Here is a 26,512-nt window from a genome sequence, read left to right as displayed (position 1 = left end):
ACCGTTTGCATATGATTGGAGCTAACTCTGCCCTCTCCCAGTCTTATGCCAAACCGATCAAAAATTGCTCCAGACAAAGCTGGCCATTGACGTTGAAACGCAATTTTTTTCTGCATCCTGCGGCCATATCCATATAGGAGACCCACTGCTCTGTGCTGCGGGTATGTGCCAACTGAGATAACATGTCTAACTGATCTATAAAAACGATATGTTCATGCCTATCGTACTGAACATACAGCATGTCCCTAAACCATAGATGGAACAAACTAAGCAACATGTCCAGATGTTCAGAGAGTCCGGTTTTAAAAAGCTTCTGCTGTGCAGAGATCAATGATGTGCTTCCTCTACCCAGGGACTCCTTCCCTAATTGTAACATTACGTTTCTAATTTCTGCAAACCAATTCTGCTGGAGAATTTCTCTACATGCTTCCAATCCTGACGCTAAATGGACGGCAGAGCGAGCCAGATTGGCAGGGTGCCCTTCCTCGATCAGAGATTGCAGCATATCTTCCGGATTCAGTGCACTGAACGGCACCAATTGGGAGCGTGAGCGGATCGTTGGCAACATGGCCTGTCCATTATCCGTAATCAGGATGCCGACTGCTGGTACCTGCGGTTCCTCCAGAAATTTGAGCAAACTGTTTGCTGCCTGCACCGTCATTTTCTCGGCTTGTTCTATAATATATACTTTGGGATGACCTGCCTCTGATCGGTATGAAAAGATACGCTGCAGATCCCGGATTTGATCTATTTTAATGTTGTTTCCATCTGGCGCAAGTATGGTTAGATCCGGATGGTTACCATGATCCACCTTACGACATTCAAGACACTGCCCACAAGCGTCATCTTCAAGCTCTGTACAGAATATTGCCTTGGCAAAGGTAATTGCCGTCTTCCGTTGCCCGCTACCAGCTGGACCGCTAAACAAATACGCATGGCTTATTGCATGACGTCTTAAACTGCTTTGTAACATTTGCTTGGCCGCTTGTTGACCCATAATCTGTTGAAAGGACATACTTCCTCCTCAGAAGCTTAAATTAATAAGCATCCCCCGAATTTCGCCTACTTGTTGTAATAGAGAGATTTTTCCTTCTTCTGTATCCAGCAATTCATCAGCCATGGATAACAGAGCGGAGTCAATTTCATCAATCAGCTTATACCGCTTGCCTCTGCCACGACGATCCCAACCCCTTGTCTCTTTCATGGATACACCGCGACGAACGGTCTCTTCCAGGAACCTTTTAACAAGTTGCTTATACGCCTTCAGTTCACGAATCGTCATGGAACGTGCCAAGCGATCCCCCTGAAGCTGGATTTCACTAAACCGGCGATTCAGTTCAGCTTGTGAGGCCCGTTCCCCCTGGTGATTCATCATATCAGAGAAATTTTTGGATTGAACCGGTTTGGAACCTGAATCAGTAGTACTGATCCCGCTCTGAATCGGTCTGAATCCAGGATTGATTTTCATGGATACGCCCGCTTTCTATCATAGTTAGCCAATCGCCCATCAGCACAGTGCGCGTTGCGCCTGTGCGTGAGAATGAGGCTTTTATATATGCTGATCACACTCTATATATAATGGTAGATACACATCACCATCAAGGACTTGTTCTTTGTAGTCAACCTCTTCCCGAAATGAACCATTCCTCAGTTGGGAAATGCTCATCCGGAAAGAGTATGCTGATTCTTCTCATCAAGAAAGGCGCTCCGTAAGTGGCACGCACGAACTCTGTTAACTCTTCTTGCATCCATCGTTTCCTACATGCTATCGATCATGAAGGACCCTCATGGGATCCATGCAATAGGTATAATTAGAAATGTTCGAAGCGATCTACCGGGAGAACAAATACAGTAGCTCCGCCTACTTGAACTTCAACAGGTAGCGGCAGGTAAGAGTCGGTTGTTCCACTCATCGGTGTGACCGGAGTCACGAGCTGTTCACGAACCTTACAGCTGCTGCGAATGACGTTCATTACGGATTCGACTTGACCATCATCGACACCGATCATAAACGTCGTGTTGCCTGCCTTCAAAAATCCGCCCGTACTGGCAAGCTTCGTTGCCCGAAAGTTTGCTTTGACCAATGCGCTGGATAATCGGTTGCTGTCTTTATCCTGTATAATCGCAACAATCAGTTTCATCCTGCATAACCTCCTTTAGAATAAGCACCTTTATCAAATGCCCTGTCTATATATTAGACAATTACTCGTCAAAATCCTTCAAAATCCCTGTTTCCAGCGACAAAATCATTGCTGCCAAGACATCCTCCTGCTTCATGGAAGCATCGATAACCCTGATCCGTTCCGGGAACTGCTCTTTTAATAGGAAGTAACCCTCTCGGACTTTACGGTGAAACTCCAGATTTTCCAGATCCAGACGGTTCACTTCCCGGCCATCATGAGCATCGATCCGGCCAAGCCCCACTTCAGGCTCAATGTCCAAATATAAGGTCACATCCGGCATGAGATCACCAATCGCAAAGCGATTAATGGCCCATACATTCTCTATCCCGAGTCCACGGGCGTAGCCTTGATAGACCAGACTGCTATCGACAAATCGGTCACAGATGACTGCTTTTCCAGCTCTCAGCGCAGGCTCTACTTTCTCCGCCAGATGCTGGCTGCGTGCAGCTGCATACAATAGCGCTTCGGTTCGAGCATCCATTGCCGTATGAAGAGGGTCCAGGATAATTGAACGTATTTTCTCCGCAATCTCAATTCCGCCAGGCTCTCGCGTAACTACGTAAGGTATACCCCGTTCTTCAAAATAAGAACCTATTCTACCGATCATCGTTGTTTTACCGGAACCCTCTCCCCCTTCCAGCGTAATGAATTTACCTCTGCCCTGCATATGCTTCCCTGCTTTCTATGTCGATAATTGCATCTATTGCTGCTGTAATGGAATATGCTTAGACCCTCTTGCTACAAGATATGATATCCCCCGCCCAGAGGTGTATAACTACAGCTATATCGGTACGTATTAATAACACCAGGATCATACAAGCTTGTTTCTTTCTATAATACTATAGGTCAGCAGTTACTCCAACATGAACAACAAAGTAAAGCGTTCAACCGTAGATAATCCATACCCATAATGGAAGCATAATTGATCCGGCAATGGCACTGACAATCATGGAAACTGAACTGAGGGCTACCGCATTCTCTCCATATTCAAAAGACCTTGCCATGCCGAGGGCATGAGATGCAGAACCCAATCCAATTCCATAGGCATGTTTACTGCGGACTTTGGCCCATTTCAAGAGCATCGGCCCCAATAATATCCCTGAGAATCCTGCAATCATCACAAACAGCGATGTGAATGAGGCATTCCCTCCAACCTGATTAGCGAGTTGAATAGCCACAGGAGTTGTCACTGATTTTGGCAATAAAGCGATGACCATCTCTTGAGGGTAGCCAAGCAGAATGGCGATTAAAGCACCTGTGGAGACACCTGTAATACTGCCTCCGATTGTTCCACCCACAATTGGAATGATATTTTGCTTCAGCACATTCAGATGTCTGGACAAGGGAAAAGCGAGAGATACAACTGCTGGGCCCAAGAGCTCCTGTATCCATTTGCCACCCAGCATGTATGTATCCAGCTTTATATTGGAGATCACCAAGATCAGGATCAGTATGGCAGTCGTTGTGAGTACAGGCATCAGTATCGGCCATTTTAACCTTTTATATAGAAGAGTGGCTGGAATATATACAGCGATGGTTAGCGCGATCATTCCAATTCCGAGGATGAATGCTGACAAGTAATCGCCTCCCTTTTGCCTGAATGAGACGATCTCCATGTCATGAGCCACTCACTTAATTTGGCAGATATCAGACATGTGATTAATGTGCTAACGATCAAACCCAGAACCAATAATAATGTGTTAGCTCGAAAAAAATCAAAATGATTAATAATGCCCACAGTTGGCGGGATGAACAACAATTGCAGATGAGATTGAAGCCACGTTGACCCCTCTGCTCCCCAGCTCATTTTGATCCATCCCAGTTGAATGGTGATAAACAATACCAGCATGCCCACAATACTGCCTGTTAACGGCAGATGTAATACAGCTTGAATCAAGTTTCCAATCCAATAAAAACCGTACATCAACAAAACTTGCAGGACTATTCCTGTATATTTTTTTAGCGGAATACCCAAAGTGTTCCCTTCTTTCTTATGTCTATCTCTATAAGTTGAACTAAAGCGTGTCTTCAAACTGAACGTGTCTGGAGCAAGGCACGGAGCGGGAGCGCTAACGACCCTGTGACGTCTTATTCAGCGATTTGAAGCGCCCGCAGCAATCTAAGGAATCTGAAACACGGTATATTGGAAAACCAGCCTTTACAGCGTGTTTGTTAGGTGAATTTGGTTAATAATGTGTCTCAGGTTCCTTACAAAATAAAAGGAGGACTCGAAAGCTAAATAAGACGTCCTCGCTTCCTTAGAAAATCGTCTGGACAATTCGCCAGAATCAGCAATCCTTGACTTCAAGATGTTGGACCCTGACATCCTTCAACGTATTGCATGCCTGATTTTGAAGACACACCCTAGCAACTAGATTAATGACCAAGAGACCCACACATGTGTAGGGTCCGGTATCGCTATCCGTATTGGCATATAGACTACCTATTGGTGAATGCAATTCAGTTTTTCATCTGTCCTTCAATCCTTCATGACCCTCAATGACTGTAGAGATGCATCGGATACCCCATGAAACTTTGCACCCTCATCCCGCAGGAGTTGTATACGAGCCACCATCGATGGACTAATACGCTCACCCGGATATACAAGCGGAATCCCTGGAGGGTATGGAATAACCATCTCGGCTGATCGACAACCCGCGCTTTCTTCTATCGGGACATTGATCGTATCCGTCTCCACAATCGGTTGCAGTGTAAAGGAGATTGGTTCCGAGTAGCGAGTGTTTTCTTGTAAATTGTTCCACGTGGAAATATAATGGGCCGAGTCTTTCGCAAGCTGTTGCGATGACTCTGCATTAGATTGAACCTGCTCATGCCTGTTGGCAGAGCTGATATGGTGTAAAGCCTGCAACAGGTGCTGAGCATCTTGCACCGTTGAGCCCAGGCTGAAGAGCAAGACGACATACCGTTCGTCGCTCATCTCAGGCACACAGCCGCATGCTTCCAGCTGCTGCTGTAGCCCATAACCGCTCAGCACCCCTGCGCCGTCATAGATGACGGCCTTGAATGGGTCCTGAGCGGTATACCCCGCGGCAGCTGGCATCGCCGCCGCGGTCAGGCCCTCCCGTGTCTGCTGCGCAGCGGACACGGACATGCCAGCCGGCTTCGCTGTTCCGGCTGGCGGTTCTGGCTGCAGCGGCTGTGCAGGCTGCAGCAACTGAAAGCGCGGCAGCTCCGCGAGGCCGCGCTTAAAGGCCTTCACGGCGGCGAGCCCCGCCGTGAAGGTGTTCGCGCCCTGCACGTGCAGCAGCTGGCGCGCCAGATCAAGCGAAGCCATCACTGGGTATGATGGGCTTGAGCTTTGCACCATGGCCAGGCGCTGCCTTAACAGGGACCGGTTTAACCGTGATCCCTGAATGTGCAGCATGGCACCCATGGTGAAAGCCGTCAGCATCTTATGCGTCGACTGCACGACACCGTCTGCTCCGCATGACAATGCAGAGACAGGCAGCTCCGAATGCTGCCCATAATGCGCGCCATGCGCTTCATCCACGAGCAATGGCATGCCAGCAGGGTGGCACACCTCGGCTATGGGCGTCAGATCTGCGCCCATGCCGTAGTAATTAGGCAAAGTAACTAACACGCCCTTTGCCTCAGGAAAGGACTGGACAGCAGCCTGAACCGTCTCCACCGACGGCATGACCGCAAGTCCAGACACAGGATCAACCCACGGCTCCAGAAATACAGCTCTTGCTCCCGCCAGCATTAACCCGTGAATAACGGATTTGTGCACATTCCGTTGCACCAGTACAATACTGTTTGGCTCATCACATACGGTGAGCAGTAAGGACAGATTACCTGCTGTACTGCCTCCCACAAGGAAGAAACTCTCCTCAGCACCAAAACAATCTGCCGCAAGCTCCTGTGCTTCCTGGATCACACCTTCCGGATGATGCAAATCGTCGGTGCCCGTAATCTCCGTAACATCCATCTCCATCATCTCCAGAAATGAACGATCCGGCACCAATCCTATTTCCGACAGATTCCCTTCGCCATCAAAACGTCTCTCGCTCTCCAGATCAGTCCCATGTTCATCCATCGAGCTGAATTGCTCTATCCTTCGGTTAACGTCCCCCCCTGCATCGCTCTGAATCTCTCCGTTGTGTTGATGTTCCTCATTGACGATATATTTAGAGGGAAATTGCCCTGCTTCTGCTTGGTCCAGCAAATGTCGGTAAGCTTGTCCATTCTTATGCCCAGGCACATGAAAAGAACGCTGCTTCGAATCACGATACGCAAGCAACGCTTCATATAAAGGGGCTCTACTTGATTTATTTTTATGATCCATGAAATAACCATCCTGTACATATATAATGTGCACCCTATGCGCTCCAAAATGCTTTCTAATCCAAGGGACGCCCTTCTTCCCCATCTCCACACGCTCTACTACAAATGATCTATACCATTATATCAGCATACGCCTTCCCAAGATGGCAAACAAGACACTCCTCCTCATACAAACAGAAAAAGGCCCATTGGGCCTCTATACACATCAGCATCGTTAACAATGTGATGTTTCGCTTCTACTTCTATTAGCAACATTTATTATGCGTTCTTTTGTACCCAAATCTGTTTCATCTGATGAATAAAATAATTGTACTTGGCATCCTGCGCGTCGGTATGAACCATTTCTGCTTCACAAGTGTCACATATGAATTCAGATACAATAAAAATGCCTTCTCTTTTTCTTTGCTCGCAGATAATACATGTGTGTTCGGCATGTTCTTCCATGAACCATCCCACCTTGTTTTACGTTTACTATCAGTATTGCACAGTTTCTATTATTTTAAACATTTTCATAGTGCTTTCTTTCTATAAAATATATATATTCGCCCACCCCCTCTTGGGTGTCTGTACCGAAAAATACGTTCATTCCCCCTACAAGAATATCTCCTGCTTATGTATATACAGTTATCCTATATTCCATTGCATTTACCTCAACATCACGTATCCCTTGGTCTGAATCAAACTTATATTCAATTTCCTTAAAAAAACTTGGAATCTCAGCCGATATATAATACATGATAACGATATCAAAGCCTGACAGTCCGTGTATTCGGGAGTATACTGAGATAAGTTCCGTCGAATCTCAATAACTTGTACAATTGTCATGGCGTGAGATACAAGGTTCATATATACATACATGCATGATTCATTTCCTTTTACTCGTGTAAGAAAACGAATACCCACACAAACGTGAATCCGAAGGAGGATATATAATCGTATGATCGCCGAACCGGAGAATAAAGCAACATTTTATCAATACCGGCTTCTGAAAAAAAAGGCTATCGCCCGCAGTGTCATTTACAGCTATCTGTGTCTGCCGGTCATCATGCTCTTATTCAATCTACTCGCCTTCTCCTGGACTGGCCTCTTCTTTTTTGTACTGGCAGGTCCAATCACCATCTGGATTCATTATGTCATCGCCAGAACGATATTACTGCTGGTCCGTACCTCTTACGCCAAGCGCTGGCGCTGGAATCTGCGTATGCCCTGGTTAGGTTATATCCCTGATCAGCATTTCAGCTTCCGTATGTTTGTCCGGGTACATCTTAATATGAGCTGGATTGGACTATGTATCATTACAGTATGTTTGATATGGTCCCCATTGTCCTTCACCCTCTCGCTGATCTTCTGGCATTTGTGGTTGCTGGGTCCTCGCTTGTATGTTGTAATGGTACTCTCCCGTGAGCGCAAAGATGGACTCATCAAATTGAATGAACAAGATGTCTCATACTATCTGCAATAACGCTCCCTCATTTATGCAATACTGAATGTACCTTACTTACCTGTAATACATAATCGCTGAGTCCTTCGAATAATCTGGTGCAAAATCATGATCGTGTATCGTTCAGTTGACTCAGCCTCACATGCTCAAATAAAGGTTATCCACTGTGGATAACCTTTATTTTTCGTCCCCGTCTTATCCCTTATCCACAGTATGGGTATATTAAAATGAGTTATCCCCACTCGAGGCTCCGTTCTTCTCCTCTTTTCCTCCCGCTGCTCCATATCCTCATAACCCCAGATATCTCGTAGATCTTGCACCTTTGAGCGATCTATTGCTCACTCTAAGCTCTATATGTCTTCTAGCTGCTTTCCATCAGCCGTTCATTACTTCAATACCTTTATACAACTTATCTCTCTCCCCCTCTACTTTTAACGCTCTACACTCCCCTATGCTTCAAGCACCCATACCACCTTTACGTGTACCAAAGAAACTGCTCATTCCTTCTGAACCTGTATGACCTCTGATCCACCATACGTCATAGGTTCTCCCATCATTACTAAAGCCTACTTCTCCAAATAACAAAAAGCCCCCGATCAAGTACACGGGAGCTTTACTATATTATAAGGAACATCACAACGTTAATTAATCATATACAACCTTACCCGCAACAACTCAATCGTCTTCAGCCAATGATTTAACTGTCGCTTGAGTAGCATCATTTCTAGGAACCATTAGTGTAAAGGAACCATCATGTACTGCTAAATGCACAGTATGTCCTTCCTTTGCAAATACACGCAAGGTACTGGATTCATTGGATGTACCCTTGGCTTGCCTCTCTGTCCAACCCCAGCTTTTAATCTCGTCTAGATATACCTCAGGCAAGCTAGTACTTTCACTAATACCAGACAGCGTATATCGAACATAATCCATATCCGAATTATTTTCAGACTGGTCAGATTTATTCGCTACTTTAGGTACCGGAAAACTCTTCTCGTTCACCGCACCTTCATATGAAGTCCATACAGATCCTGAAGCTTCACCGCATCCTGCCAGAACAACGGTCAAACAAAGCAACAGAAATGATTGTAGTCCAAGTCTCCGCCAACTTAACACACACACCCTCCTTTTCACAGCTGCACATTCCAGCTCTGTGGTCAGGTACTTTTAGCATATTTAACATAGTCCTATTATACTGGTTTTGCCGCTGTTATCCGTAACAAAAATGTTACCTTCCAGTATCGATCATGTCAGAGCTTCCACTTATCATATTTAATCCTTGTAAACAAATAAAAACCACCACCGAATAACATCGGCAGTGGTTCTTTGCTTGGCGGCGTCCTACTCTCCCAGGACCCTGCGGTCCAAGTACCATCGGCGCTAGAGGGCTTAACGGTCGTGTTCGGGATGGGTACGTGTGGAACCCCTCCGCCATCGCCACCAAACGCGTAGCTTACATTTCAGAGTGTTGTTCTCTGAAAACTAGATTCGAAACGAAACATGCGAATTATCACTTGCTATTGGATAAGCCCTCGACCGATTAGTACTGGTCAGCTCCATGCATTGCTGCACTTCCACCCCCAGCCTATCTACCTCGTCGTCTTCAAGGGGTCTTACATACTGGGAAATCTCATCTTGAGGGGGGCTTCACGCTTAGATGCTTTCAGCGTTTATCCCGTCCGTACATAGCTACCCAGCGGTGCTCCTGGCGGAACAACTGGTACACCAGCGGTACGTCCATCCCGGTCCTCTCGTACTAAGGACAGCTCCTCTCAAATTTCCTACGCCCACGACAGATAGGGACCGAACTGTCTCACGACGTTCTGAACCCAGCTCGCGTACCGCTTTAATGGGCGAACAGCCCAACCCTTGGGACCTACTTCAGCCCCAGGATGCGATGAGCCGACATCGAGGTGCCAAACCTCCCCGTCGATGTGGACTCTTGGGGGAGATAAGCCTGTTATCCCCAGGGTAGCTTTTATCCGTTGAGCGATGGCCCTTCCATGCGGTACCACCGGATCACTAAGCCCGACTTTCGTCCCTGCTCGACTTGTAGGTCTCGCAGTCAAGCTCCCTTATGCCTTTGCACTCTTCGAATGATTTCCAACCATTCTGAGGGAACCTTTGGGCGCCTCCGTTACTCTTTAGGAGGCGACCGCCCCAGTCAAACTGCCCACCTGACACTGTCCCCGCACCGGATTACGGTACCAGGTTAGAACCTAGATACGATCAGGGTGGTATCCCAACGTTGCCTCCATGCAAGCTGGCGCTCACACTTCAAAGGCTCCCACCTATCCTGTACAGATCGTACCCAAATTCAATATCAAGCTGCAGTAAAGCTCCATGGGGTCTTTCCGTCTTGTCGCGGGTAACCTGCATCTTCACAGGTATTAAAATTTCACCGGATCTCTCGTTGAGACAGCGCCCAAGTCGTTACGCCATTCGTGCGGGTCAGAATTTACCTGACAAGGAATTTCGCTACCTTAGGACCGTTATAGTTACGGCCGCCGTTTACTGGGGCTTCGGTTCACAGCTTCGGGATTACTCCCTAACCACTCCCCTTAACCTTCCAGCACCGGGCAGGCGTCAGCCCGTATACTTCGCCTTACGGCTTCGCACAGACCTGTGTTTTTGCTAAACAGTCGCTTGGGCCTTTTCACTGCGGCCCCCTCGTGCTATTCACACTACCGGGGCACCCCTTCTCCCGAAGTTACGGGGTCATTTTGCCGAGTTCCTTAACGAGAGTTCTTCCGCGCGCCTTAGAATACTCTTCTCGCCTACCTGTGTCGGTTTGCGGTACGGGCACCATCACCTGGCTAGAGGCTTTTCTTGGCAGTGTGAGATCATGACCTTCGCTACTACAATTTTCGCTCCCCATCACAGCTCAGCCTTACAATGTGCGGATTTGCCTACACATCAGCCTCACTGCTTAGACGGACATCCATCAGTCCGCGTCACTACCCTACTGCGTCCCCCCATTGCTCATAACGGCTTACGGTGGTACAGGAATTTCGACCTGTTGTCCTTCGACTACGCCTTTCGGCCTCGCCTTAGGTCCCGACTTACCCTGAGCGGACGAGCCTTCCTCAGGAACCCTTAGGCTTTCGGCGGATCAGATTCTCACTGATCTTTTCGTTACTCATACCGGCATTCTCACTTGTATAATGTCCAGCGCTCCTTACGGTACACCTTCAACCCTTATACAACGCTCCCCTACCCCTGATGCAAAGCATCAAGCCATAGCTTCGGTGGTGTGTTTAGCCCCGTTACATTTTCGGCGCAGAGTCACTCGACCAGTGAGCTATTACGCACTCTTTCAATGATGGCTGCTTCTAAGCCAACATCCTGGTTGTCTGTGCAACTCCACATCCTTTCCCACTTAACACACACTTGGGGACCTTAGCTGATGGTCTGGGCTGTTTCCCTTTTGACAATGGATCTTAGCACTCACTGTCTGACTCCCGGAAGTAAGTCTATGGCATTCGGAGTTTGACTGAGCTTGGTAACCCTTGCGGGCCCCGCACCCAATCAGTGCTCTACCTCCACGACTCTGTTTTCCGAGGCTAGCCCTAAAGCTATTTCGGGGAGAACCAGCTATCTCCGAGTTCGATTGGAATTTCTCCGCTACCCCCACCTCATCCCCGCATTTTTCAACATGCGTGGGTTCGGGCCTCCAGTGCGTGTTACCGCACCTTCACCCTGGACAGGGGTAGATCACCCGGTTTCGGGTCTACGTCCACGTACTAAGTCGCCCTATTCAGACTCGCTTTCGCTGCGGCTCCGGCTCTTCACCTTAACCTTGCACGGGAACGTAACTCGCCGGTTCATTCTACAAAAGGCACGCCATCACCCCTAAAACGGGCTCTGACTTTTTGTAAGCACACGGTTTCAGGTTCTATTTCACTCCCCTTCCGGGGTGCTTTTCACCTTTCCCTCACGGTACTGCTTCACTATCGGTCGCTAGGAAGTATTTAGCCTTGGCAGATGGTCCTGCCGGATTCATACGGGGTTTCACGTGCCCCGCACTACTCGGGATCCGTCTCGGAGGGAACAGACTTTCAACTACAGGGCTTTTACCTTCTTTGGCGGGCCTTTCCAGACCTCTTCGCTTAACCGGTTCCTTTGTAACTCCATGTGAGACGTCCCACAACCCCAAAGAGCAAGCTCTTTGGTTTGGGCTTCTCCGCGTTCGCTCGCCGCTACTGACGGAATCACTATTGTTTTCTCTTCCTCAGGGTACTTAGATGTTTCAGTTCCCCTGGTATGCCTCACACTAACCTATGTATTCAGTTAGGTGTAACTGGAAATTACCCCAGCTGGGTTTCCCCATTCGGACACCCCCGGATCAAAGCTTGCTTACAGCTCCCCGAGGCAGTTTCGTTGTTCGCCACGTCCTTCATCGGCTCCTAGCGCCTAGGCATCCTCCGTGTGCTCTTAGTAGCTTAACCATTTTGTTCCGGTTTTGACTGCTCGCTTCCCTTGTTTTGCTTGCGCAAAGCCAAAAGTCACTCCCATTCAATACCATCACAAAAGCAATTTAACTACCGTTTTTATTTAAACTTGTTTAACACAAGTTCAGCTAAAAAGGAATGTTCTAATTCGCGTTTGTTTCGTTTCGATATCTAGTTTTCAAAGAACAAGCTCCATGCAAAAGCAAGCTGTTTGAGAGTTTGAGCTCTCAAAACTGAGCAACGAGTGAGTGTTTTGCAGCTAAGCTGCAGTTTTGAATGTTTCCACTCGGGAAACGATTCTCCATAGAAAGGAGGTGATCCAGCCGCACCTTCCGATACGGCTACCTTGTTACGACTTCACCCCAATCATCTATCCCACCTTCGGCGGCTGGCTCCTTGCGGTTACCCCACCGACTTCGGGTGTTATAAACTCTCGTGGTGTGACGGGCGGTGTGTACAAGACCCGGGAACGTATTCACCGCGGCATGCTGATCCGCGATTACTAGCAATTCCGACTTCATGCAGGCGAGTTGCAGCCTGCAATCCGAACTGAGACCGGCTTTGTTGGGATTGGCTCCATCTCGCGATTTCGCAGCCCGTTGTACCGGCCATTGTAGTACGTGTGTAGCCCAGGTCATAAGGGGCATGATGATTTGACGTCATCCCCACCTTCCTCCGGTTTGTCACCGGCAGTCTATCTAGAGTGCCCACCCGAAGTGCTGGCAACTAAATATAAGGGTTGCGCTCGTTGCGGGACTTAACCCAACATCTCACGACACGAGCTGACGACAACCATGCACCACCTGTCTCCTCTGTCCCGAAGGAAAGATACATCTCTGCATCGATCAGAGGGATGTCAAGACCTGGTAAGGTTCTTCGCGTTGCTTCGAATTAAACCACATACTCCACTGCTTGTGCGGGTCCCCGTCAATTCCTTTGAGTTTCAGTCTTGCGACCGTACTCCCCAGGCGGAGTGCTTAATGTGTTAACTTCGGCACCAAGGGTATCGAAACCCCTAACACCTAGCACTCATCGTTTACGGCGTGGACTACCAGGGTATCTAATCCTGTTTGCTCCCCACGCTTTCGCGCCTCAGCGTCAGTTACAGCCCAGAGAGTCGCCTTCGCCACTGGTGTTCCTCCACATATCTACGCATTTCACCGCTACACGTGGAATTCCACTCTCCTCTTCTGCACTCAAGTCACCCAGTTTCCAGTGCGATCCGGGGTTGAGCCCCGGGATTAAACACCAGACTTAAATGACCGCCTGCGCGCGCTTTACGCCCAATAATTCCGGACAACGCTTGCCCCCTACGTATTACCGCGGCTGCTGGCACGTAGTTAGCCGGGGCTTTCTTCTCAGGTACCGTCACCTTGAGAGCAGTTACTCTCCCAAGCGTTCTTCCCTGGCAACAGAGCTTTACGATCCGAAAACCTTCATCACTCACGCGGCATTGCTCCGTCAGGCTTTCGCCCATTGCGGAAGATTCCCTACTGCTGCCTCCCGTAGGAGTCTGGGCCGTGTCTCAGTCCCAGTGTGGCCGATCACCCTCTCAGGTCGGCTACGCATCGTCGCCTTGGTGAGCCGTTACCCCACCAACTAGCTAATGCGCCGCAGGCCCATCCCCAAGTGACAGATTGCTCCGTCTTTCCAGTTTCCTTCAGGCGAAGAAAACAACTATTCGGTATTAGCTACCGTTTCCGGTAGTTGTCCCAAACTTGAGGGCAGGTTGCCTACGTGTTACTCACCCGTCCGCCGCTAAGTATCAAGGAAGCAAGCTTCCTATCAACTCCGCTCGACTTGCATGTATTAGGCATGCCGCCAGCGTTCGTCCTGAGCCAGGATCAAACTCTCCAATAAAGTATTGAAAAGAGCGATAAGCTCATTTTGAATCTGACGAGATTAAAAATCTCATTTGTGCTCCAGCTGATTCAAGCCAAGGCTTGTTTCAACTTTCGCGTTCATTCTGCAAGCAGAATGTTTACTCACTCGTTGTTCAGTTTTCAAAGATCAAACTTATTTTGCTACCGAGTGTTGTTCTCCTCAGTAACTTTTATATCTTATCACATCCGAACCAACTTTGCAAGCTCTTTTTTTAAGTTTCTTTCGAAGCTTATTCCATTCGCTTGCCGCACCGTGTAAACTGTGTTTTCTTGGCCGGAATTAGAATATACCATGTACAGATATGCATTGCAAGTCTTTTTTCGAGTAATTATATATATCTGTCTATAATCTTACTGGTTTTTCTACATTCCCACATTTATCTCACTTAAAAGGCCTTTCTATAAAAGAAGGGCCCTCTCATCAAGATTACTTTAATATCTATTGTTATCCGATAACCTCTTGGATGTGAAGCTGCCGTTGCTGCATCAGGTTAATGATGGTTCCCTCTACTGACACCATAGGCCTTGTAGGATGATCTCGATCAGAGAATACAATCTCACCAATCTGGTTATTGCTGAGTTTTACTCGGATGCCGTTATGGATCTGGGTCGACCGTTGAACAAATACTCTTACAATTGCAGGATCCAATTTCCCAAATGCCTCACTTTGGATCTGTTCTAGGACTAGGTAAGGTGATTGTGCCTTGCGGTAGATCTTCTCCAGTGTCATGGCGTGGAAAATATCAGCGATAGCTACAATCTTGGCATAAATGTGAATCTGCGTCCCACTAAGCTGCAACGGGTAGCCTGATCCATCCACTTTTTCATGATGCTGCAAAGCTGCAAGCCTGGCTCCCTCATTAATGGCCTTTGCCTGTTTAAGGATCTGATACCCATATTTCGTATGCTGACGAATCTCTTCCTGCTCTGCAGCCGTCAACGTGGATGGTTTATGGAGAATCTGCGGATCTACCTTGTTGTTACCAATATCATGGAACAAGCCTGCAAAGGCCACTTGCATCCAATCCTTGGAGGGGAGATCAATCCATTGTGCCAGTTGATAGGATGTGATTGCACTCAGTACGGCATGGTGATATACATAATCATGTTCTTGTATTACTCGTGGAGTGAAGGTAAGCACATTATATTGTTTGAGATGTGCAAACACAGACTCCAACTGTGTACGTAACTCATAGACCGGTAATTCGGCCGCCAGAGAGGACAGGAAAGCATTTTTCGTTAGTCCGACCATCTTCTCATACTCATCCTGCAAAGACGTTACTACAGGAGCTGTAGTGACGTTCCCTGTCTTCCCTGCCCGTTCACCATTGTTGTCATTGGCAGAACTTCCTGCTGACACAGATGCACCTTTGCTGCCTGTACTACTCGACCCCAATCTTTCTTGTTCAATATCTACCTGTTGAATCATAAAGGCTCTGAGCACTTCCATGTCCTTGGGTAAAATGACTTTTCCCTTCTGAAGCAGAACGTTGCCGCGAAGTGTTTGCACATCACTCCCAAGTTTGAGTCCTGGTTTGACCTCTGACAGGGTGATTAATCCCATGTATATTCCCCTCACTCATCGTTCTTCTATGTTAATAACAAACAAGACCATAGTCCCGGTTTTTCATGATATTTCCCATTATATTACTCAGGAATCAGGCTGTACATCCCAGATTCGGACGAATAAAAGAGGAGCTGCCTTTTTACAAACAAAAGGGCTCCCCATGGGAGCCCTTGCAATCTTCTTCCAATCTCCAAGAGATCAGTCTTTATAAAATTCTATTTTATGCTTCCGAACCGGAATCGTCGTCACCCTCAACTTCATTAACCTCAGCGTCAGAAACGGTGCCTTCTTCCAAGCTTACTACCGGAGCTTGGGACTCCTCGCCTTCCAAGCCTTCAAGCGACTCATCGTCTGGTTCCTCTTCATTTTTGTCAATTCGGCTGACTGTGGCTACTGAATCCTCGTCACGAATATGAATCAGCTTCACACCCTGCGTGTATCGTCCCATAGTGGATATGCCTTCCATGCTCATCCGGATCAACGTACCGCTGGACGTGATAATCATCAGATCCTCTTCGGTTTTAACCATTTTGAGGCTGACGACTGAGCCGTTCTTCTCTGTGACATTAATAGTCTTGATCCCTTTACCGCCACGAGTCTGCATCCGATAATCACTGACAGGTGTACGTTTACCGTAACCTTTGGCTGTAACGATCAGAACATCAAGCTCTTTATCAACTACATCCATGCCGATAACAGCATCCTGTGCATCCAATGTAATCCCCTTAACCCCGGTTGCGCTACGTCCCATGGAACGTACATTACCTTCCGAGAATCGAATAGACATTCCGTGAGCTGTACCCATGATGATCTCTTGCAATCCATCGGTCAGCTTAACATCGATCAGAACGTCATCATCACGTAAGGAAATACCGATCAAGCCGCCTTTGCGAATATTGGTGTAATCCTCAAGTGGCGTCTTCTTCACAACCCCTTGGCGGGTAGCAAAGAACAAGTATCTGTCACTTTCGAATTCCTGAACCGGAATTACGGCATTGACCGATTCGCCCTGCTCGATCTGGATCAGGTTGATAATCGGCGTTCCCCGTGCGGTACGTCCAAGCTCTGGAATCTCGTAAGCTTTGAGACGATACACTTTACCTTTGTCGGTGAAGAACATGAGGTAGTTGTGAGAGTTGGTCACAAACAGATGCTCGACAAAGTCGGTATCTTTCGTATCCATACCCACGACCCCACGTCCACCACGTTTCTGGCTGCGGTATGTGGATACCGGCAGACGTTTCACGTAGCCTGTATGAGTAATCGTAATGATAACCTCTTCACGTGGAATCAGGTCCTCATCCAGAATACTTTCTTCACCTACAGTGATCTCCGTACGACGATCATCGCTGAAGCGATCACGAATTTCTTGCAGCTCTGTACTGATAATCTCAAGTACAAGGTGCTCGTTGGCCAGAATTTCGCGATACTCTCTGATTTTGACCATCAGTTCGTTATATTCATTTTCAATACGTTCGCGTTCCAGACCTGTGAGTCGTTGCAGACGCATATCGAGAATAGCTTGAGCCTGATCATGACTGAGTGAGAACCGCTCAATCAAACCTTCTCTGGCTGCATCCGCATTACTGGATGAACGAATCAACGTAATAATCTCGTCAATATGATCCAGCGCAATACGCAAACCTTCTAGAATGTGTGCACGAGCTTCAGCCTTTTTCAGTTCAAACTGCGTACGTCTGCGAATAACCTCAATCTGATGCTGCAGATAGTGATACAACACTTCGCGCAAGTTCAGAATTTTAGGTTCTTTATTAACAATCGCAAGCATGTTAATCCCGAAAGTGGATTGCATCGATGTATGTTTGTACAGGTTGTTCAGGACAACCCCCGGATTCACGTCTCTGCGAAGCTCAATTACAACCCGCATACCATTACGGTCAGACTCATCACGAAGGTCAGTAATGCCATCAATCTTCTTATCACGTACCAACTCGGCGATTTTCTCAACGAGTCTCGCCTTGTTTACCTGATAAGGCAGCTCCGTAACGATAATTCTCGCCTTGTTGTTATTCTCTTCGATGTTGGTTTTGGCCCGCATCGTTACTGAACCACGTCCGGTCTGATACGCCTGGCGAATGCCTGAGCGGCCCAAAATGTAGCCGGACGTAGGGAAGTCTGGTCCTTGAATGTAATCCATGAGCTCCATGGATGTAATGTCCGGATTTTGAATCATGGCCTGTACACCATCAATGACCTCACCCAGATTATGAGGAGGAATATTGGTGGCCATACCTACCGCGATTCCGCCGACCCCGTTGACAAGCAAGTTAGGAAAACGAGCAGGCAGAACGATTGGCTCATGTTCTTCACCGTCATAGTTCGGCTGGAAATCAATTGTATCCTTGTTGATATCTCTGAGCATTTCCATAGCAATCTTGGACAAACGTGCTTCGGTGTAACGCATGGCTGCGGCCATATCACCATCGACTGATCCAAAGTTACCATGTCCATCTACATGCATATAACGCAGGGAGAAATCCTGTGCCATCCGTACCATCGTCTCGTAAACAGCAGAGTCACCGTGTGGGTGATACTTACCGATAACTTCGCCGACGATTCTGGCTGATTTTTTATGTGGTTTATCGGGTGTCATGCCGAGCTCTGACATCGCGTACAGAATACGCCGGTGAACCGGCTTCAATCCATCACGCACGTCAGGTAAGGCACGGCTAACGATGATGCTCATCGCATAATCCATAAACGATTCACGCATCTCGACGCCTATATCCCGATCTGTAATCTGAGAGTTCATTTCTTCCGCCATGCTGGACCTCCTTCTTGTCCTTCAACAAACGTTCCATTCCGTCATGCAAAAAAATTGATTATATGTGAAAAGCCTAACAAGGCTAAAACCGCGCAAGAACGCTACTCTTTATTATATTACTTTCACAAAAGTTACACAATTAAACGTCCGCTGGGCAATAGCCTTTCTTCCGGGAACTTCCGCGTGTCTGGGGATACGCCCTGCCTTCCTCCCCAATTGCACATACAATGCTAGAAAAACGGCATATGTACTGTGCCTACCGAGGCTAAAGCCATTCCCGTCCTACGATCAAACTGCAAATTGTGCAGCTCATCGCACAAAACGCCATATTTCTCTATTATACCACTGAAATCGTCTCTTGTCCTTTGATTTCTCCGTGTCTGTCCCTCTTTAGAACTGAACAAAACATGAAAGGACTGATGAATCTTGGGTATCCAACGCGTCTCCAGCAAATGGGCCAAAACAGCTGTGTTACAACGCAGTCGCATTGTGAATGAATATATCCCAGTGACCCTAAAATATAGCCGTCAAACTCTGGAACGAATGACTGAGTTATTTGAGTCTAACTATATCAAACCGGACCGTGGTACTTACGGTAATGGGGTCATGCGGGTGAAAACAACCCATCTATACGAACCAGTCGTTCATTCCGAGGATTCCACCACAGATGCAGAGGTTCCGGAAGAAACCAATGATCGGAGCCTGCCTGATGAACCCGAAGCAAGTGCTGTTATCTCCAGAGCTACCTATCTCATAACAACATATCATCTCCAATACGGTACAGAGGAGAGATCATTTCATTCCCTGGACGAACTCGAACGAGCACTGAATGATCGCATTCAGGAACGTGATTATATCATTCAACAGGGAATCTCGCTGATGAAGCATGGAGATTTACCTTTTGACTTGCGTGTGTTAACTCAGAAAAATCTGCAACACAACTGGGAAACAACAGGTATTCTGGGACGTGTTGCTGCCCCGGGCAAAATCATCACCAACATTCATGGTGGTGGACGATTGGCCACGTATGAAGAACTCGTACTCCCCCATCTTCACCAGGATGGCTTCAAAAAACTTCGTACTGAGCTGTACCGCTTAGGTATTCATACCGCTGTGCAGTTGCAAACATCATTTCCAAGGCTCAAAGAGATCGGTATTGATATTGCACTAGACGAAGCAGGGCGTCCCTGGATTCTTGAAGTCAACACACTGCCAGGCATTTATGCCTTTGGCTTATTACCGGACAAGGAGGCATACCGGAAGATCAAACGATATGCCATTGCGTACGGTCGTTTGCCCTCCAAAAAGGGTAAGAGCTCCCGTCCATCCCCTAAAGCACAGGCTTCGTCTGCCAAAAAACGTGTACGCAGATAACAAAGGGATACGGAAGTCTAAGTATACGACTTATCTGTTCCATACTTTCCCTAATATAAAAAAGGCGCCCTCACAGGCGCCTCTTTGAGTATGTTAAATGTCGAGGTTTTTCACGTATTTTGCATTTTCCTGGATAAAGTCACGACGCGGTTCAACGTTATCCCCCATCAGGGTGTCAAACATGGTATCAGCAAGGATGGCATCATTAATCGATACTTGCATCATGGTCCGACTCTCCGGATCCATCGTCGTTTCCCACAGTTGTCCGGCATTCATCTCGCCAAGACCTTTGTAACGCTGAACGTTGAATTTTGCATTTTCGCCGAGCGTTGCAATAATTTCATCGCGCTCTTTCTCGGAACCGGCATAACGAATCACTTTGTTACGCTCAATCTTGAACAATGGCGGTTGTGCAATATATACATAACCTGCCTCAATGATTTTGCGCATATACCGATACAGGAATGTCAGCAATAGTGTTCGGATATGAGCACCATCGACGTCGGCATCGGTCATCAAAATGATTTTGTGATAGCGGGCTTTGGCAATATCAAAGTCATCACCAATACCTGTACCCATTGCCGTAATAATTGCTCTAATCTCCGCATTACCCAAGATCCGGTCGAGACGGGCTTTTTCCACGTTCAAAATCTTACCACGCAGCGGCAAAATCGCTTGGAAATGACGATCCCGGCCTTGCTTCGCTGATCCGCCTGCAGAGTCACCTTCGACGATGTACAATTCGCTGATTGAAGCATCCTTGGATGAACAGTCTGCCAGTTTACCTGGAAGTGAGCTTACTTCGAGTGCACCTTTACGACGTGTCAGTTCACGGGCTTTACGGGCAGCTTCACGCGCACGTGCTGCTTGCAGTCCTTTTTCCAAAATGCGACGGGATACGGAAGGATTCTCTTCCAGGAACTCTTGCAGCTTCTCGGCAAACAAGGATTCGACAATCCCACGCACTTCGCTGTTGCCCAGCTTGGTCTTGGTCTGTCCTTCAAATTGCGGTTCTGGAATCTTGACCGAAATAATAGCTGTCAAGCCTTCACGCACGTCATCCCCGGAAAGGTTCCCCGTGCTGTCCTTGATTACCCCTGCCTTACGGGCATAATCATTGATAATCCGCGTAAGGGCACTCTTGAAACCTGATTCATGCGTTCCACCCTCATGGGTGTTGATATTGTTGGCGAAGGAATAGATATTCTCGGTGTAGTTGTCATTGTATTGCAGAGCAACTTCCACCTGGATGTTATCTCTGGAACCTTCAACGTAAATTGGATTCTCATGCAGTACTTCACGCTTCTGGTTGAGGAAGGAGACGTATTCGATAATGCCGCCTTCGTACAGGAATGAGTTGGTTGCACCTGTACGCTCATCCGTCAGTGTAAGACCAATACCTTTGTTCAGGAACGCCAGCTCACGAATACGGGCCAGCAAGATGTCATATTCATAAACTCTTGTTTCCGTGAAAATTTCAGGGTCCGGATGGAATCTAACCGTTGTTCCTGTTTCATCGGTTGTACCGATCACTTTCAGGTCGTACTGTGGAGCTCCACGGCGATATTCCTGTTGATAGATATGTCCCTCACGTTTAACCGTTACAACCACTTTTTCAGAGAGTGCATTCACAACGGACACACCAACACCATGCAAACCACCAGATACTTTATATCCGCCGCCGCCAAATTTTCCCCCTGCATGGAGGACAGTCATAACTACCTCAAGTGCAGGACGTTTCATTTTGGTATGTTCGCCGACAGGAATACCCCGTCCGTTATCGACGACAGTTACGCTATTGTCTTCATGGATACTGACCTCAATATGGTCGCAGTAACCTGCAAGCGCTTCGTCAATACTGTTGTCCACTACTTCCCAGACCAGATGATGCAGGCCCTTGGAACTGGTGGAACCGATATACATGCCCGGACGCTTCCGTACGGCTTCCAATCCTTCAAGGACCTGAATTTCATTCGCATCATATGACGGTTGATTCATAGACATGCCTTTCACCTACTTCTATAGATTCAATATCGTAAATATGCGTTAACTAATAATGTTTGCTGAAATAGGCAACGTCCTTCATTTCAGCCAGCTATCCAAATTTAAAGACAAGCAGCAAAAGAGATATCTTTTATGCCATACAATGCTAGAGATCCGGAAAAATGTGAGCCCGCTTCTTCAGCGTGGCTGAGGAAATAGGCGAGTAGTACACAATGTTTTTGGTCACCACAATGGACTTGGCTTCCTCTTCGCCGATGTGTTCCACTGTTTTTTCCTGCTCGGCATGCGTGACATACTGCTTGGAGATCTTTGAGGATTTTTCAATCGATATATCAAAAATAGCGACCAATTCGGAAGAACGGATGATCTTCTCACCGCCCAGATGAATGTACATAAGCCCTCACTCCTTAGCGTTCAACCTGTCCGGCATGAACGTGATAAATACTGGCATCTTTGAGCTTGTCAACGTTCAGGCTCTCGATCCCCGTAGCCGTAATAAAGGTTTGCACCTTGCTCTGGAACGTTTCGATCAGCTGCGTCTGGCGAAAAGGGTCCAGCTCGGACAGAACATCATCCAGCAACAGAACTGGATATTCTCCGATTTCTTCATGAATCAGTTCAATTTCCGCAAGTTTAAGGGACAACGCCGTTGTGCGCTGCTGCCCCTGCGAGCCATATGTTTGTACTTCCCGATCGTTAATGAAAAAGGACAGGTCATCCCGATGCGGCCCACTAAGGGTTGTGCCTCGGCGAATCTCCTGCTCTTTCATTTGTGATAATTTTATCATAAATTGGTCCATTAAGACAGCTTCATCTTCCTCAGCGGCTTCGCTGAAGGAAGGAAGGTAGGCCAGCCGCAAGACTTCTCCGCCTCCGGTGATCCCCTGATGAATCGTTTCTGCCCACTTTTGCAGTTTCTTTATGAATTGTTTCCTTTTTTTGACGATTTTAACACCGTGCTCCACCAACTGCTCGTTCCACACCTCAAGCATGGTCTGGGCTGATGCCCCTTTTCCCCATAACTGCTTAAGCAAATTATTTCGTTGTACGAGCACTTTTTGATATTGCTGCAGGTGATACAGGTAGCCTGGTGCAACCTGTCCGATCTCCATGTCAAGAAACCGGCGGCGGACCCCCGGTGTGCCTTTTACAATCTCCAGATCCTCCGGTGCAAACATCACAACATTTAGCGCTCCGACAAAATCACTTAACTTGCGCTGCTCCAAGCCGTTAATCTTTGCTTTTTTGCCTTGTTGCGACAAAGATAGTTCAAGCTTGACCGATCCGTACTTTTTGTCGACCTCTGCTGCAAGTCTGGCACGTTCCTCACCGAAACGAATCAGTTCCTTGTCACGGGATGTACGGTGGCTTTTGGTGAGTGCGAGTACAAAAATCGCCTCTGCAAGATTGGTCTTGCCTTGGGCATTTTGCCCGATCAACAAGTTTACGGGACCAAAAGAATCCAGTCTCAGATGTTCATAATTGCGGAAATTCTGCAGATCAATGCTGTTCACAAACACGCGGTAACCTCCCTTTTATCCCGTCCGTCAGGAGGCAGCAGGATCGAACTGGTCTTCTTATTCTGCAGCAACTTCGAATGTGCCTTCTCCGTCCACTTCAACGATATCCCCAGGGTATAACTTCCGTCCCCGACGTTCCTCAGGCTCTTTATTCACACGTACAAGTCCTTCTTGAAGCAGAGCTTTGGCCATACCTCCAGTTGGGATGCAATCAGCCAGTTTCAAAAATTGATCAAGCTTAATATATTCCGTACGAATCGTAACTTGGTTCACTGTGATCTTCCTTTCGTTAGTTGGTCGTCCGATATGGCAATATCACGTAAAGGCTGTGACTGTCATCCAGCGGTTTCAAGATAATTGGACTCATGACTCCTGTAAAAGCGATCATCAGCTGCTCACTTTCAACAACTTTCAGCACATCCAGCATGTATTTGGAGTTGAACGAGATTTTTAACGGATCTCCTGTAAACTCGGCAGGTTCGATTTCTTCTCTTACTTTACCTAGCTCGGAAGAGCTTGAAGAAATTTCAACGGATCCCGAATCCATCGTCTGCATACGCACGATGTTTGTTTTCTCTTCACGCGACAGCAAATAAGCCCGGTCAATGGATTCACTTAATTTTTTTGTATCTAAAACAAGTTCTGTTTTGTATGACGTTGGAATAATTCTAGAAGTATCCGGATATGTTCCGTCCAAAATACGGGAGTAGAACAATACACGGTCGATTTTGAACAGGACCTGGTTATCTGCAACAACGATATCCACAAGGGTATTTTGATCCGGAACAATTTTGCTGAGCTCGTTCAGCGTTTTACCGGAAATGACCACGTTGTTGAAGCGGATACCTTCTGCATTATCCAGCATTGCTGATCGAGTAGCAAGACGGTGACGGTCTGTTGCCACAAATTTCAATTCGTTGTCACCCAAACTCCAGAGTACACCTGTCAGGATTGGAGTAGTCTCATGTGTGGAAATGGAGAAGACCGTTTGTTTGATCATATTTTTCAACAAATCTCCTGGAATGGAGACCGTTTGGTTTTCTTCGATGCTTGGCAATACCGGGAATTCTTCCGGATCAAGACCTACCAGTTGAATCTCGGTAGCACCTGCGGAGATAAAGGTGTTGAAGTTCTCTTTGACTTCCATGTGTACTTCCTGTGATGGCAGCTTCTTGATGATCTCCACGAAAAACTTGGCTGGCAAAACTACACTGCCGGGTTGATCTACCTGAACTACGCTTTTATCCCCATCTTCAAGCGGGATGAAGGATTGAATGGATATATCGGTGTCACTTGCTGTCAACGTTACACCTTGATGATTCACGTCGAATTTGATACCGCTCAGAATCGGAATCGTTGTACGGCTTGAGATCGCTTTGGATACTTGCTGTATGGAATCGTTTAAGTAGTTTTTCATTATGCTGATTTTCATGGTTTCACTCCTAGCTGATTTTTTGGGTGTTGGGGTGTTTAAAGGTGTTTTTCAAAGGCCGAAGGCTAAGCTTCGAAATGGCTATTTTGGAGATGATATCTTTAAGATCTTTTTAGTAATAATAGTAATAGGGGCACTGAATATGTGGATAAGTGGGTATAAACCCGTACACCCAAGCCTATCCACATGTGTATACGTTGTGCATAGGCTTGGGACTTGTTCAGGTTGGATTCTTAATTTTTTCGGTTAAGTTGTTGATAACTTTATAGAGATCCTGATCGTTTTTAATCGCTTGGGAGATCTTTTCGTGAGCATGTATGACAGTGGTGTGATCTCGTCCTCCGAATGCTTCCCCAATTTTGGGCAGAGAAAAGTCTGTCAGTTCACGAGAGAGATACATGGCAATCTGTCTTGGAAAAGCAACTGCCTTGGTCCGTTTCCGTGCTTTGAAATCTTCAAGCTTAAGGCTATAATACTCGCCGACCTTTTGTTGGATGTCATGAATAGTGATCATTTTGGGACGACTGGACGGAATAATATCCTTCAGTGCTTCAGCTGCCAGATGAGTGGTTACATCTTGATTAGTCAGTGAAGAATAAGCAACGACCCGAATCAGGGCGCCTTCCAGTTCACGGATGTTGGTGTCAATCTGGTTGGCAATGTACATCATCGCTTCATTCGGAATATCCAAGTTTTCCGCACGTGCCTTTTTACGCAAAATTGCAATCCTCGTCTCCAAATCTGGAGGCTGGATATCCGTAATTAACCCCCATTCAAAGCGAGAACGAAGACGTTCTTCCAGTGTCGGAATTTCCTTCGGTGGTCTGTCGCTGGAGATGATAATCTGCTTCCGTTCCTCATGCAGCGCATTAAACGTATGGAAAAATTCCTCTTGTGTTGATTCTTTTCCCGCCAAGAACTGAATATCATCAATGAGCAAAATGTCGACGCTCCGGTATTTGTTACGGAAGCTCTCCCCGCGGTTGTCACGGATCGAGTTAATGAATTCGTTCGTGAATTTCTCAGACGACAAATAAACGACTTTGCTGCCCGGATCATGCTCCAGAACATAATGTCCGATCGCATGCATCAAGTGAGTTTTACCGAGACCTACCCCTCCATACAGAAAGAGAGGGTTGTAAGCTTTGGCGGGCGCTTCAGCGACCGCCAGCGATGCGGCATGGGCAAAACGGTTGCCCGGCCCGATGACAAATGTATCGAACGTATATTTCGGATTCAGCATGCTGAGTACCGCTTCTTCCTGTACAACTGTAGGCGTTGGTGCTGGCAGTTGCGGATCCGGTTCAACAGGCTTGTTCTCTTCGATGACAAATTTCACATCGACTTGCTTGCCAAGCAGCTCGTATACCGTCGAGCCAACCAATTTGGTGTAACGGCTCTCCAGCCATTCGACGGCAAACGTGGTTGGTGCGGAAATGACGATTGAACGGTCATTCAGCTTGGTGGCTTTGGTTGCTTTGAACCAGGTGTCAAAGCTGGGTTTGCTGAGTTTGTTTTGTATGATTGATAAAATTTGCTGCCATAAATCAGAAGTATGGCTGTCCAC

19 protein-coding genes and 3 rRNA genes are annotated in these 26,512 nt (G+C 47.2%); 2 read left to right on the top strand and 20 right to left on the bottom strand.

Annotation, left to right across the window (positions count from 1 at the left end; all coding sequences use genetic code 11):
• Positions 1–43 precede the first annotated feature (43 nt).
• The 8 genes from holB to MKZ13_RS00075 all read right to left on the bottom strand — a co-directional run bounded on the left by holB (position 44) and on the right by MKZ13_RS00075 (position 6,932).
• Complete coding sequence (gene holB / locus MKZ13_RS00110; protein WP_339180967.1) at positions 44–1,015, bottom strand: DNA polymerase III subunit delta'; 972 nt, start codon at positions 1,013–1,015, stop codon at positions 44–46.
• 9 nt (positions 1,016–1,024) lie between these two features.
• Complete coding sequence (locus MKZ13_RS00105; RefSeq protein ID WP_076216772.1) at positions 1,025–1,468, bottom strand: YaaR family protein; 444 nt, start codon at positions 1,466–1,468, stop codon at positions 1,025–1,027.
• Between the two features lie 343 nt (positions 1,469–1,811).
• Positions 1,812–2,141 carry a cyclic-di-AMP receptor gene (locus MKZ13_RS00100; RefSeq protein ID WP_017691391.1) on the bottom strand — a complete coding sequence of 110 codons (330 nt, stop codon included), beginning with the start codon at positions 2,139–2,141 and terminating at the stop codon, positions 1,812–1,814.
• A gap of 61 nt (positions 2,142–2,202) precedes the next feature.
• The gene (gene tmk / locus MKZ13_RS00095; protein ID WP_221825861.1) at positions 2,203–2,850 is read right to left on the bottom strand and encodes a dTMP kinase; all 648 of its coding nucleotides are present in this window, start codon (positions 2,848–2,850) and stop codon (positions 2,203–2,205) included.
• 217 nt (positions 2,851–3,067) lie between these two features.
• Positions 3,068–3,760 (bottom strand): LrgB family protein, encoded by a 693-nt coding sequence (locus MKZ13_RS00090; protein WP_339180964.1) that lies wholly within the window; start codon positions 3,758–3,760, stop codon positions 3,068–3,070.
• Positions 3,730–4,107 carry a CidA/LrgA family protein gene (locus MKZ13_RS00085; protein WP_339180961.1) on the bottom strand — a complete coding sequence of 126 codons (378 nt, stop codon included), beginning with the start codon at positions 4,105–4,107 and terminating at the stop codon, positions 3,730–3,732. Before MKZ13_RS00085 ends, MKZ13_RS00090 begins: the two co-directional genes overlap by 31 nt.
• A 555-nt stretch (positions 4,108–4,662) precedes the next feature.
• On the bottom strand, positions 4,663–6,489 hold the full coding sequence (locus MKZ13_RS00080) for an aminotransferase class I/II-fold pyridoxal phosphate-dependent enzyme (protein WP_339180958.1): 1,827 nt from the start codon (positions 6,487–6,489) through the stop codon (positions 4,663–4,665).
• 257 nt (positions 6,490–6,746) lie between these two features.
• Positions 6,747–6,932, bottom strand: a complete 186-nt coding sequence (locus MKZ13_RS00075) for a sigma factor G inhibitor Gin (protein ID WP_017691396.1) — start codon at positions 6,930–6,932, stop codon at positions 6,747–6,749.
• Positions 6,933–7,425: 493 nt separating this feature from the next.
• Between MKZ13_RS00075 and MKZ13_RS00070 the strand changes: the two genes are divergently transcribed.
• On the top strand, positions 7,426–7,950 hold the full coding sequence (locus MKZ13_RS00070) for a hypothetical protein (RefSeq protein WP_076216777.1): 525 nt from the start codon (positions 7,426–7,428) through the stop codon (positions 7,948–7,950).
• 654 nt (positions 7,951–8,604) lie between these two features.
• Here the strand turns inward: MKZ13_RS00070 and MKZ13_RS00065 are convergent.
• The 6 genes from MKZ13_RS00065 to gyrA form a co-directional block, all read right to left on the bottom strand.
• Positions 8,605–9,045: a hypothetical protein gene (locus MKZ13_RS00065; protein WP_221825878.1), complete on the bottom strand. Its 441-nt coding sequence runs from the start codon at positions 9,043–9,045 to the stop codon at positions 8,605–8,607.
• 212 nt (positions 9,046–9,257) lie between these two features.
• Positions 9,258–9,374 (bottom strand): 5S ribosomal RNA (gene rrf, locus MKZ13_RS00060).
• A gap of 75 nt (positions 9,375–9,449) precedes the next feature.
• A 23S ribosomal RNA gene (locus tag MKZ13_RS00055) occupies positions 9,450–12,377 on the bottom strand.
• 310 nt (positions 12,378–12,687) lie between these two features.
• Positions 12,688–14,240: ribosomal RNA gene (locus tag MKZ13_RS00050) — 16S ribosomal RNA — on the bottom strand.
• The 16S, 23S and 5S rRNA genes sit together here, the layout of an rRNA operon.
• Before the next feature lie 468 nt (positions 14,241–14,708).
• Complete coding sequence (locus tag MKZ13_RS00045) at positions 14,709–15,827, bottom strand: HD-GYP domain-containing protein (RefSeq protein ID WP_339180954.1); 1,119 nt, start codon at positions 15,825–15,827, stop codon at positions 14,709–14,711.
• A gap of 223 nt (positions 15,828–16,050) precedes the next feature.
• The gene (gene gyrA, locus MKZ13_RS00040; RefSeq protein ID WP_339180952.1) at positions 16,051–18,615 is read right to left on the bottom strand and encodes a DNA gyrase subunit A; all 2,565 of its coding nucleotides are present in this window, start codon (positions 18,613–18,615) and stop codon (positions 16,051–16,053) included.
• Between the two features lie 426 nt (positions 18,616–19,041).
• On the opposite strand from gyrA, the gene MKZ13_RS00035 reads away from it, so the two are divergent.
• Entirely contained in the window at positions 19,042–19,989 is a 948-nt protein-coding gene (locus tag MKZ13_RS00035; protein WP_339180949.1) for a YheC/YheD family protein, read from the top strand.
• Positions 19,990–20,082: 93 nt separating this feature from the next.
• Here MKZ13_RS00035 and gyrB read toward each other — a convergent pair whose 3' ends face one another.
• From gyrB to dnaA, 6 genes are all read right to left on the bottom strand, one after another.
• On the bottom strand, positions 20,083–21,993 hold the full coding sequence (gyrB, locus tag MKZ13_RS00030) for a DNA topoisomerase (ATP-hydrolyzing) subunit B (protein WP_076216622.1): 1,911 nt from the start codon (positions 21,991–21,993) through the stop codon (positions 20,083–20,085).
• Between the two features lie 145 nt (positions 21,994–22,138).
• The gene (locus MKZ13_RS00025) at positions 22,139–22,387 is read right to left on the bottom strand and encodes an extracellular matrix/biofilm biosynthesis regulator RemA family protein (protein ID WP_017691405.1); all 249 of its coding nucleotides are present in this window, start codon (positions 22,385–22,387) and stop codon (positions 22,139–22,141) included.
• A gap of 13 nt (positions 22,388–22,400) precedes the next feature.
• Positions 22,401–23,513: a DNA replication/repair protein RecF gene (recF, locus tag MKZ13_RS00020; protein WP_017691406.1), complete on the bottom strand. Its 1,113-nt coding sequence runs from the start codon at positions 23,511–23,513 to the stop codon at positions 22,401–22,403.
• 57 nt (positions 23,514–23,570) lie between these two features.
• Positions 23,571–23,786, bottom strand: a complete 216-nt coding sequence (yaaA, locus tag MKZ13_RS00015; protein WP_036611994.1) for a S4 domain-containing protein YaaA — start codon at positions 23,784–23,786, stop codon at positions 23,571–23,573.
• 16 nt (positions 23,787–23,802) lie between these two features.
• Positions 23,803–24,945, bottom strand: a complete 1,143-nt coding sequence (gene dnaN / locus MKZ13_RS00010) for a DNA polymerase III subunit beta (RefSeq protein ID WP_017691408.1) — start codon at positions 24,943–24,945, stop codon at positions 23,803–23,805.
• A gap of 220 nt (positions 24,946–25,165) precedes the next feature.
• Positions 25,166–26,512, bottom strand: coding sequence for a chromosomal replication initiator protein DnaA (gene dnaA / locus MKZ13_RS00005; RefSeq protein ID WP_062327668.1), 1,347 nt, complete (start codon positions 26,510–26,512; stop codon positions 25,166–25,168).

The organism is Paenibacillus sp. FSL R5-0701 (assembly GCF_037973995.1).
Classification (GTDB): domain Bacteria; phylum Bacillota; class Bacilli; order Paenibacillales; family Paenibacillaceae; genus Paenibacillus.
Note: the sequence above shows the minus strand (reverse complement) of the source record. Positions and strands in the feature narration are given on the sequence as shown.